We start from the raw sequence: 8558 nt of genomic DNA, 5'->3' as shown, positions 1-8558 counted from the left end.
ATCAGATTCCGTTGTTTGCCAAGATCGTGGGGTTGGTGGACACCTATGACGCCATCACCAGTTCCCGGGTTTACGATAAAGGCCGCGCCTCGATGGAGGCGCTGCAGATCATTCACCGCAACAAGGGCTCCCAGTTTGATGCCGGTCTGGCCGTGGAATTTATCCGCATGGTCGGCGTGTACCCACCCGGCTCCATCGTGGAAATGACCAACGGGGAAGTGGGTATCGTGGTGGCAACTCACAGCACCAGCAAACTCAAACCCCGCGTTCTTATGGTGCGTGATGCAGACAAGCACCCGCTGAACACCTACCGCGAAGTAAACCTGCTGAAAAATATTCTGGACAGCGCCGGACAGCCCTACAAAATTGGCCGGGAAGTGCCGGATGAAAGCTACGGCATTGTGATGAAGGAATTCATCGAGCAGGGCATTCTAGGCCGCAAGGCGCCGGAGATCTCAGCCCCGGTCGATGACAGCCATGGTGAGCCTTGAGATGCAGGTCAACTTGCCGTCCTCATCTTCCAGTCGTATTTCCCAGACCTGCGTCGTTCCCCCCAGATGAACGGGACGAGCCGTGCCATAGACCCAGCCCCTGGTAGCTGAGCGAATATGGTTGGCGTTGATATCCAGCCCCACCGCTATCTGGCTTTCTTTACGCAGGCAGTAGTTGGCAGCCATGCTACCCAGCGTTTCCGCCAGAACCACCGACGAGCCGCCGTGAAGAATGCCAAACGGCTGCACGGTGCGCTCATCCACGGGGATACGGCCAATCACATAATCCTCGCCAACCTCCACGTATTCGATGCCCATGGTGGCAACAGCCGTATTTCTGCTCGCCTCGGCCATTTGTTCAAGAGTGGGAATACTACGGGTCCAGATTGCCATGATGGTACTGCCTCCTGATGCAAAATCGGATTGGGTCAGAAATGAGTCTATACAGTTAGGCTGCGAACGACTATTGAAAATTTGTTGATGCCACTCAAATTTTAATGAGAGTCATTTGCATTTGAGAAATGTATTGCTATGCTGCTTTAAACCGAGCCACCAAACCATTTCGGGCAGAGTTCTGCCGTGCATAAAGAGGCAAAGACAGTGAGCAGCAACGCCATTCAGATAGCAGGTTCACCGAGACACATCTTCAATACCTGGCGGGCAATCAAGTCATCCACGGGGACGCCCGGCTCTCCAAAGCAATCTTACCCGGAAAGGCCGACGGAAAATAAGACCGGATAACCCTCTCCTTGTGTACCGCGTTATTTAATCAAATGCGGGGGTTCACTTTTAAGATGTTATAACATAACATTAGTTCCGCAATCGACGAGTCGGTTTTGGTGACTTTCACTTCATCACTTCGGGACAAAATCAACCTGGCGGTATGGGACCTTCTATTCGGCCACAGATCGCGCGGGGCCTGAGCCTTGTACACAGATCTCCAGCGTCCGGGGATTGCCCTCGGCTGATTCTGGCACTTTACGGGCTTTGATTTTATCCAGTTAATGCAATGTTATAACGTTTTATTCAAAGTGTGTGACCATAATAACGAAGGCCGACCCACAACTTACCGCCATTTTTACAATAAGAGGAACGCTATGAAATCACTGAACGCTCATGCCAGCGCTCTTGCGCTGGGCATTCTCCCGTTCGCAGTGGTCCAGGCCAACGAGCTGAATCCAGATCTCAGCGTGGTGCTGGACGGCTACTACAAGCAGAACCACACCGCCCTGTCGCACAGGGACGAGGGCTTCGGCCTGGGCCATACCGAGCTGTCGCTTTCTTCACCTATCGATGATCTGTTCGAAGGCCGGCTGACCGCGGTGCTGGAAGACCACGAGGGTGAAACCGAGCTGGAGCTGGAGGAAGCCTTTCTGCAGACCACCGGCATGCCCTACAACCTCAGCGTTCGCGGTGGCCGGTTTCTTTCCCAGGTGGGCTACCTGAACAGCCGCCACCTGCACGAAGATGATTTCGTCGAACGCCCTGCGGCCTATCGGGCACTGCTTGGCAGCCACTACTTTGACGACGGTCTGCGCCTGAACCTGCTGCTGCCAACACCTTTCTACTGGCAGGTCGGTGCCGAGGCGTTCAACGGAAGCAGGCTGTCCGAGGGTGATGAAGACATCGGCGTATACACCGTCAACACCCGGTTTGGAGCAGACATTTCCAGCTCTCAGAGCTGGCAGGCTGGCCTGTCGTATCTGAACAACCGGCAGGTCCATGGTGAGCATGGTGATGACCACAACGATGGTCACGATGACCATGGCGGCGGGCATGAACATGGAGACCACGGCCATGGTGCCGCTTACACCGGAGAAAATCTCTATATGGCGGATCTGGTGTGGAAATGGGCGCCGGGCGGCAATAACCGCCAGCAGCAGTTGACACTCAGCGGTGAATATCTTTTGGTCGATGAGCTGGGCGAACATGCAACATCCAGTGACGACCATGAAGGCTGGTATGCATCAGCGGTCTACCGGTTTGCACCCCAGTGGTCTGCCGGTGTTCGGCACGGTCAGGTAGACCTGAAAGAGGCGCATGGTGATCATTTCGACGACCAGAGGCTGAAGGAGACGGACGTCATGCTGGCCTGGTCCCACTCGCATTTCTCGACGGTGCGCCTGCAATACACCCATCAGGAAGCCGACGGGTTTGAGAAGGCGGACAATACCGTAATGCTGCAGTACGTGATGAGCTTTGGAGCCCACGGTGCCCATGGTTTTTAAACAACTCATTACAGGAATCGCGTTTGGGCTGGCAGTCATGCCGGCCCAGGCCGCGCTGAGCGTCTTCACCTGTGAACCGGAATGGGCCGATCTGGTCCGGGCACTGGTTCCAGATGCAGACATTCACATCGCGACCAATGCCCAGCAGGACCCGCACTACATCGAAGCCCGCCCCAGCCTGATTTCCGCCATGCGACGCGCGGACATCGCTGTGTGCACCGGTGCTTCGCTGGAAGCAGGTTGGCTTCCGGCACTGATCAGCCGGGCTTCCAATCGGGACATCCAGCCCGGAAAACCGGGCCTGTTCTTCGCTGCAGAACAGGTAAGCCTGCACCAGCCCCACGATCATCTGGACCGGAGCATGGGCGACGTCCATCCCGAGGGTGACCCCCACATTCATCTTGACCCGGCGCGGGTACCGGTGATTGTCGACGCCCTTGCTGATCGTATCGTCACCCTTGTTCCCTCCCGGGAGAACGGCATCCGCCTGCGACAGCGGCAATGGCATGTACGCTGGAAACTGGAAACCGCACGGTGGCGGCAAGCCGCGGAAAACCTGGAAGGTCTGTCAGTGGCAGTGCAACATTCCACCTTCGGCTATCTGCTGCGGTGGCTGGGCGTTGAAGCCCCGATCGATCTGGAACCCAAACCGGGCCTGCCACCCAGCGCCTCCAATTTAAGTGACGTACTAGCCGACCCGGCACTGGCTCGGATAAAGCTCATACTGATTGCCACCTATCAGGGCGAAAGACCTGCACAGTGGCTTTCGAGCCAGACGGAGCTTCCTGTCGAGGTTCTGCCGGGTACGGTGAACGATCAAGCGGGAACGGACAGTCTGGCAGAGCTGATCAGCCACATTATTGGGCGCCTCGAGCATCATCAAAAGGCCCAGGAAAAGGCCGGCGGCCATGGCTGACTGGTTCTGGCTGCTCACTCCGTTGGGGGCCAGCCTGCTGATGGCCCTGAGCCTGGTGCCGCTGGGGCACCGTGTACTGGCGCGAGGCGTGGTATTTGCAGACCTGGCCATCGCCCAATGGGCGGCACTGGGTTCGCTGGCCGGACTATCACTGATGCCCGACCAAACCATTGCCGGCCTGCCCGTCAGCGGCTTGCTGTTTGCACTGTTGGCAGTAGCACTGGTCTCTCTGATCCTGAAGCTGGTGCCTGATTATCGAGAAGCCATGATCGGCACGCTTTACGTGCTCGGTGCCAGCCTCGCAACACTGGTGGTCAGCAATGATCCTCATGGGGCACAACAGCTGGCCAGAACCCTCAATGGCGATTTGCTCTGGGTCACGGGGCTGTCGTTGATCCCCCTGGTTGTCGTAACCCTGGCGGTGATGCTCTGGCAGATTACCGACTCTGACAGAATTCGATCAGCCCTGTTTTTACCGCTGTTTGCGGTGACGGTGACCCTGACGGTAGATATGGCTGGCATTTACGTGGTGTTTGCCACTCTGATTGCAGCACCGCTGGCGCTCTGCCACCTTCGGGGTTACGGGCTTCCGGTTGCCTCGGGATTCTGTTTTGCCGGCCATGGTCTCGGGCTCTGGCTGTCCTCCAGTCATGACATCCCGGCGGGACCTGCGGTTGTGGTTTCGGTGATCGTCTGTTGCCTTGCCGGCATCCTGGTTTTGACAAAATCTGCAGTCGCTCGCGGCGATTCAATCCCGGAAACTCGATGACAACCGTGTTCAAATGCGAGCACGGAAAGCGCTGTCAGCTCATTCTTTGCCTCGCAGGCAGCGAAGATTCCTCTATCAGCCTCTCGAATTCGGCAGGAGGCAGCGGCCGACTGAATCGTTAATGTTCTTGAAATTATCCAGATCAATGAACACCAGATCGCCATGGTCACGCTGCCTTGTGCTACCCGCAAGAGCTTGCGCAAGGCGGTCACGCTAACGAAAAAGGCTGTTTTCGAACCGCTGGCCAGCTCCACTGAAAGCCTGTTGAAAATCCTGACCAGATCCTGGGGCATGTTGGTTGCCATTCGCCAGGACTCCTGTCCTGCCAGACCGAGTTGTGGTGTTTCAGCCCGCCCTCTCACCCGGAATCACGAATCAGTAACAGGAAAGGTTCATGCCACCTCAGTCTTTTCCGGTATATAACCGGGTGTACTCACGAATCAGCTGATCGACCCTGCCAGCGTCCAACAGGGTCGACAACCGGCCGGCAATGCGTTCTCGCAACTCGAAGGTGTTGCAGGGAGAGCTCTTGGTGAAGGTAAAAAACAATCCTTCCCGGCTGACCGGTTGGTCCAGGGCCACAAAGTCCCTGGCAATTCCAAGGTTTTCCAGCATCACCTGCCCCTGCAGTAACTCGTACAACACGTAATCCACGCGGTCGACCAGTGCCATCTGGAAAGATTGCTCAATGGTCCGAACACCCTCAATCCGGAGATTGTTTTCAGCGTAACGATCGAAGTTCTGGCCGAAGCTGTTGTCAATCAGCGTGCTGCCGCGCTTTTCCAGCAGATCCGGCCAGTGGCGGTAGACGAATTCGCGGCCCTTGGGCACCCAGACCACGGTCGGAAGATGCGTGATTGGAGGAAGCAGGTAGTCCATATATCCGATGCGTTCGGACGTGTAGAACGCGCCGGCGACCATATCGATGTCGCCCAGATCGGCCACATGCAGAACACGCGCCCAGGACCCGAGATCCCTGACGACCAATTCCAGCCCCATGGGCTCCACGATTTCCCTCAGCAGGGCCGGGACCGCACCCGTGAGCCGATCCGGCTGCGCAGGATCGCGCCACAGTAGAGGTGGGTATTCCGGATTGCCGCTCACGGACAGCTTGCTGCAGGTATCCTCCGGTAAGGCGTGGGCGGGGGCCAGCCAGAACAGCACCATGAGCAGAACACAGAACCTGAAGCACACTCTCATTCTTGAATTACCCGACTCTGACAAGCACCTGTTTTTCCCAGCCCAGGCGCCCGGTTGCAGTGATCTGCCGGCGCATGCCCGGAACGGGCCGGATCATGAACAGATCACCGTTTCGACCAACCAACGCGCGGGGCACTCCTGTTGCCCTGGCAATGGTGGCATGGGTTTCCATGTGCTCGGCTTCGCCGTGAACCGGAATGGCGATAGCGGGCTTCACCCAATTGTACATTAACTCCAGTTCTTCCTGCGCAGGATGACCTGAAGCATGAATTGGCAAATCAGCGCTCTCTGCGGTGATCACTTTTACGCCAAGAGCTGAGAGCCTGCTGATCAGTGCCTTGATAGCTTCTTCGTTGCCGGGGATGGCCCGGGCGCTGAAGATAACGGTATCCCCGGCTTCCAGTTCGAAATCCGGATGGTTACCGGCTGCAAGCCTGCGCAGGGCCGTCCGGGGTTCACCCTGACTGCCCGTTGCCGCTGCCAACACTTCATTGCGGGGCAGATACCCGATGTGGGAAGGGTTGATCAACTGGTCTGCCGCATCCCAGAGCCCCGCCGCTTTTGCCGCGCCGCTCATATTGACCAGCGAACGGCCAAGCAGGCCCATATATCGCCCGGTCTCGCGCGCAATCGACGCCAGAGTGTGCAAGCGGGCGATATTGCTGCCAAAACAGGTGACAACAACACGTCCTTCGGCATTTGCGATCAACCTGATCAACCCCTCATGCAGCGTCGCCTCGGACACCGAATGGCCAGGTAGAGTTGCATTGGTGGAATCACACACCATTGCATCAACACCTTCAGCCGCAAGATCGGAAAAAGTCTTGCGGGAATAGCCATGACCCACCAGCGGCTGATCGTCCAGTTTCCAGTCGCCGCTGTGGAAGATATTGCCAATGGGCGTGCGAATCATCAGCGCATTGGGATCGGGAATGGAATGGGTCAGCGCCAGCCACTGCACACTGAATGGCCCGATCTGCCTGGTCTGGCCGGTTTCCACTTCAATAATCGGCACCCGGTGCAGCAGGTCAAATTCCGCCAGTTTTCGCCGCAGTATTTCAGCGGTAAACCGGCTGGTATAAACAGGGCACTGCAGCAATGGCCAGAGGTAGGGTACGGCGCCAACATGATCTTCATGGGCATGGGTAATGACAAGCCCGGCCAATTGCTCGCGGCGGTCAGCGATGAAGGCGGGATCGGCCATTTGCACGGGGGGCTCGCCGCCATGATGAACGGTACCATCTGCCGCCACCCGTCCCGGCCGCGGGAAAGTCACGCCACAATCCACCATCAGCCAGCGGCCATCATGGCCATACAGGTTGAGATTCATGCCGATTTCACCGGTACCGCCCAGCGGCAGGAACCACAAATCTTCGTTGTCCGGAGTCATTGGCTGGCGCAATCCTGGTAGCTTCGGATCAGCCTGTCATAGAGGCCATCATTTCTGATCTGTTCAAACACTCGGGTTACTTCCTGCTGATGGGAATAAAACGGCGACGTTCGGGAGCAATCACAAGATACACTCGATCCGTCTCCAGCATTCGCATGAGGTTTTCATAACGTGCGACCGGTTCTTTGTCGAGCTCTTCATCGCTATCAAAATCTTCAAAGTAACTTGCGCCAGTGAGCATGCCAAACTTATTACCACACGGACCATCATGAGTATAGATGATATACAGTAAGGGGTATCCGCAGGGTCCGGTAGCCCCTCATGACCGTAATGACTCGGCGACGGCGGTTGATTTCCACAAGATCTGCCGCAATTAAGGTCTTGTAAAGCAGTCATACCGAACCCATTGCACGATCAAAAGGACAGATTGCATGAAAGTACTGATGGTTCTTACCTCGCACGATCAAATGGGAGACACCGGGCACAAAACCGGCTTCTGGCTGGAAGAGTTTACTGCGCCCTACTACGTATTCAGGGACGCCGGTGCGGATATTACCATCGCTTCCCCGAAGGGTGGCCAGCCACCAATCGACCCCAACAGCGAGACGGACGATGCGTTGACCGAGACCACTCGCCGTTTCCAGCAAGATGCCCACGCCAAGGAATCCCTGGCCAGCACCAAGAAACTGGCAGATGTGGACATGAACGAATACGACGCCCTCTTCTATCCGGGTGGCCACGGCCCTCTGTGGGATCTGGTCAATGACGAAAAATCCATTGCCCTGATCAAGACCGCTTATGAGCAGGATAAGGTCATTGGCGCCGTGTGCCACGCACCGGCTGTATTCAAAAAAGTGGAAATCAAACCGGGGCAGAACATTGTGGGCGGTCGCGAAGTGACCGGCTTCAGTAACAGCGAAGAGGAAGCCGTGGGCCTCAGTGGCATTGTTCCCTTCCTGCTGGAAGACATGCTGAAGGAAAACACCGCCACCTACTCCAAGGGGGACGACTGGGCACCACACATCGTGGTGGATGGTAAACTGATCACCGGCCAGAATCCGGCCTCCTCCGAAGGTGCAGCCAAGGCAGTGGTACAGACGCTTCAGGAAGGCTGAGTGCCCTCCTGAAAACCGCTATTCCCCGGCGTGGCTGATCAGCACGCCGGGTGCACCCGCCTCCAGCAAATCCCGAATCCTGTCCGGTACCGGCGTTTTTGCCATCTTCGATGGCTGAATCAACACATAGGTGATATCCGCCTCGGCAACCAGCAGGTCGTCTCCGTAGCGATAGAATTCCAGATGCACGGTGAAAGACGTGTTGCCAATCCGCCCGGCCCTTATCCTGGCCTCGAGTACATCATCAAACTTCGCCGGCGCCCGGTAGTTTATCGCCAGACTGACAACCTGGATGTCGAGGTCCTGATCCAGCAGGTGCTGATAGTCCCCGAACAGGGTGCGGATATATTCGTTGACGGAAATATCCACGTAATCCGCATAGCGCGCGTTGAACACAACGTTCTGGGCATCGCATTCGCCATATCGTACACGGAAACGGAAGCGGAATG

9 protein-coding genes and 1 pseudogene are annotated in these 8558 nt (G+C 56.8%); 5 read left to right on the top strand and 5 right to left on the bottom strand.

Annotation, left to right across the window (positions count from 1 at the left end; all coding sequences use genetic code 11):
• Positions 1–491 (top strand): HD-GYP domain-containing protein (locus ACESMB_RS07620; RefSeq protein WP_372971243.1); only part of this gene is annotated, 491 nt, incomplete at its 5' end.
• Here ACESMB_RS07620 and ACESMB_RS07615 read toward each other — a convergent pair.
• Positions 456–884 carry a hotdog fold thioesterase gene (locus tag ACESMB_RS07615; RefSeq protein WP_372926842.1) on the bottom strand — a complete coding sequence of 143 codons (429 nt, stop codon included), beginning with the start codon at positions 882–884 and terminating at the stop codon, positions 456–458. The two genes, ACESMB_RS07620 and ACESMB_RS07615, sit on opposite strands and share 36 nt — an antisense overlap.
• Before the next feature lie 704 nt (positions 885–1588).
• Here ACESMB_RS07615 and ACESMB_RS07610 point away from each other — a divergent pair.
• From ACESMB_RS07610 to ACESMB_RS07600, 3 genes are read left to right on the top strand one after another with little or no spacing between them, the layout of a single operon-like run.
• Entirely contained in the window at positions 1589–2719 is a 1131-nt protein-coding gene (locus ACESMB_RS07610) for a hypothetical protein (protein ID WP_372926843.1), read from the top strand.
• On the top strand, positions 2709–3635 hold the full coding sequence (locus tag ACESMB_RS07605) for a metal ABC transporter solute-binding protein, Zn/Mn family (RefSeq protein ID WP_372971242.1): 927 nt from the start codon (positions 2709–2711) through the stop codon (positions 3633–3635). Before ACESMB_RS07610 ends, ACESMB_RS07605 begins: the two co-directional genes overlap by 11 nt.
• The gene (locus ACESMB_RS07600) at positions 3628–4404 is read left to right on the top strand and encodes an ABC transporter (protein ID WP_372971241.1); all 777 of its coding nucleotides are present in this window, start codon (positions 3628–3630) and stop codon (positions 4402–4404) included. The genes ACESMB_RS07605 and ACESMB_RS07600 overlap by 8 nt, the downstream gene beginning before the upstream one ends.
• A gap of 105 nt (positions 4405–4509) precedes the next feature.
• On the opposite strand, the pseudogene ACESMB_RS07595 reads toward ACESMB_RS07600, so the two are convergent.
• The 3 genes and pseudogenes from ACESMB_RS07595 to ACESMB_RS07585 all read right to left on the bottom strand — a co-directional run.
• Positions 4510–4614, bottom strand: a pseudogene (locus tag ACESMB_RS07595) (diguanylate cyclase domain-containing protein); the annotation flags it as partial.
• Between the two features lie 192 nt (positions 4615–4806).
• On the bottom strand, positions 4807–5604 hold the full coding sequence (locus ACESMB_RS07590; RefSeq protein WP_372926846.1) for a substrate-binding periplasmic protein: 798 nt from the start codon (positions 5602–5604) through the stop codon (positions 4807–4809).
• A 7-nt stretch (positions 5605–5611) separates the two neighbouring features.
• Positions 5612–6994 carry a ribonuclease J gene (locus tag ACESMB_RS07585; RefSeq protein ID WP_372971240.1) on the bottom strand — a complete coding sequence of 461 codons (1383 nt, stop codon included), beginning with the start codon at positions 6992–6994 and terminating at the stop codon, positions 5612–5614.
• A 431-nt stretch (positions 6995–7425) separates the two neighbouring features.
• On the opposite strand from ACESMB_RS07585, the gene ACESMB_RS07580 reads away from it, so the two are divergent.
• Entirely contained in the window at positions 7426–8109 is a 684-nt protein-coding gene (locus tag ACESMB_RS07580) for a type 1 glutamine amidotransferase domain-containing protein (protein ID WP_372926849.1), read from the top strand.
• A gap of 18 nt (positions 8110–8127) precedes the next feature.
• On the opposite strand, the gene ACESMB_RS07575 is transcribed toward ACESMB_RS07580, so the two are convergent.
• A partial coding sequence (locus ACESMB_RS07575) for an acyl-CoA thioesterase (RefSeq protein WP_372926850.1) occupies positions 8128–8558 on the bottom strand: 431 nt, incomplete at its 5' end.

This window comes from Marinobacter sp. (genome assembly GCF_041686475.1).
In the GTDB taxonomy this organism is placed as follows: domain Bacteria; phylum Pseudomonadota; class Gammaproteobacteria; order Pseudomonadales; family Oleiphilaceae; genus Marinobacter.
This window is presented reverse-complemented; position numbering and strand designations above follow the sequence as displayed.

Coding starts and splice junctions, on each gene's coding strand:
- ACESMB_RS07605 (WP_372971242.1), top strand. CDS start 2,709: ATGGTTTTTAAACAACTCATTACAGGAATCGCGTTTGGGCTGGCAGTC.
- ACESMB_RS07580 (WP_372926849.1), top strand. CDS start 7,426: ATGAAAGTACTGATGGTTCTTACCTCGCACGATCAAATGGGAGACACC.
- ACESMB_RS07610 (WP_372926843.1), top strand. CDS start 1,589: ATGAAATCACTGAACGCTCATGCCAGCGCTCTTGCGCTGGGCATTCTC.
- ACESMB_RS07590 (WP_372926846.1), bottom strand. CDS start 5,604: ATGAGAGTGTGCTTCAGGTTCTGTGTTCTGCTCATGGTGCTGTTCTGG.
- ACESMB_RS07600 (WP_372971241.1), top strand. CDS start 3,628: ATGGCTGACTGGTTCTGGCTGCTCACTCCGTTGGGGGCCAGCCTGCTG.
- ACESMB_RS07615 (WP_372926842.1), bottom strand. CDS start 884: ATGGCAATCTGGACCCGTAGTATTCCCACTCTTGAACAAATGGCCGAG.
- ACESMB_RS07585 (WP_372971240.1), bottom strand. CDS start 6,994: ATGACTCCGGACAACGAAGATTTGTGGTTCCTGCCGCTGGGCGGTACC.